Raw genomic sequence first — 1,059 nt, 5'->3', positions numbered from 1 at the left:
CCGCTGCTGGTCACCGGCATCTCGCAGGTCGCCTTCAGCGACAAGGCCAACGGCTCGATCGTGAAGTCCGACGGCGACACGATCGGTTCCAGCCTGATCGGCCAGAACTACAACCTGCCGAAGAAGAACCCGGACGACCCGAAGGAGGACCCGGTGCCGGACCCGAAGTGGTTCCAGCCCCGGCCCTCCGCGAACAACTACGCCGGTGACAACTCGGGCGCCTCCAACCTGGGCCCGAACAGCGACGACCTGCTGAAGGCCGTCAACGACCGCCGCGCGGCCGTCGCCCAGTTCGACGGCGTCGACCCGGCGAGCGTCCCGGCGGACGCGCTGGAGGCCTCCGGCTCCGGCCTCGACCCGCACATCTCGGTGGCCTACGCCAAGGAGCAGGTCAACCGCGTCGCCAAGGAGCGCAACCTCCCGGTGGAGACGGTCGCCAAGCTGGTCGACAAGTACACCGAGGGCCGTTCCCTCGGCTTCCTCGGCCAGGAGGGCGTCAACGTCGTCCTCCTCAACAAGGCGCTTCTGGAACAGAAGTGACAGCCGTACCGCTGGAGCTGTGAAACGGGCCGACCCGGGCGGGGCACCAACCCCCGCCCGGGTCGGCCGCCGTACATCCCGACCCCGGCGCGAGGCCGCCCACTAGGCAGGCCGCCTCGCAGGACACGAAAGAGCAGCGCCCATGGCCCGCGACCTCACACCCGGCACCGGCACCCGCAAAGGCCGGCTGCGGGTGTACCTGGGTTCCGCCCCCGGGGTCGGCAAGACCTACCGGATGCTGGACGAGGCGCGGCGCAGACAGGAGCGCGGGGCCGACGTCGTGGTCGGGTACATCGAGTGCCACGGCCGCCGGCACACCGAGCGCATGCTGGCCGGCCTGGAGGTCCTGCCGCGGGTCAGGCGCTCCTACCGGGACGCCGAGTTCGAGGAGATGGACCTCGACGCCGTGCTCGCCCGCCGCCCCTCCGTCGTCCTGGTCGACGAGCTCGCGCACACCAACATCCCCGGCGGCCGCAACGCCAAGCGCTGGCAGGACGTCGAGGACCTGCTCGCCGCCGG

2 protein-coding genes are annotated in these 1,059 nt (G+C 71.2%); both read left to right on the top strand.

All coding sequences use genetic code 11. The annotated features are described in order from the left end of the window. The coding region (gene kdpC, locus ACWCXH_RS39980) for a K(+)-transporting ATPase subunit C (protein ID WP_449806428.1) at positions 1–540 on the top strand (540 nt) is incomplete at its 5' end. A gap of 142 nt (positions 541–682) precedes the next feature. After that, positions 683–1,059, top strand: a 377-nt coding sequence (locus ACWCXH_RS39975) for a histidine kinase (RefSeq protein WP_449806427.1), incomplete at its 3' end; no start/stop codon positions are given.

This window comes from Kitasatospora sp. NPDC001660, from assembly GCF_053596725.1.
This window is presented reverse-complemented; position numbering and strand designations above follow the sequence as displayed.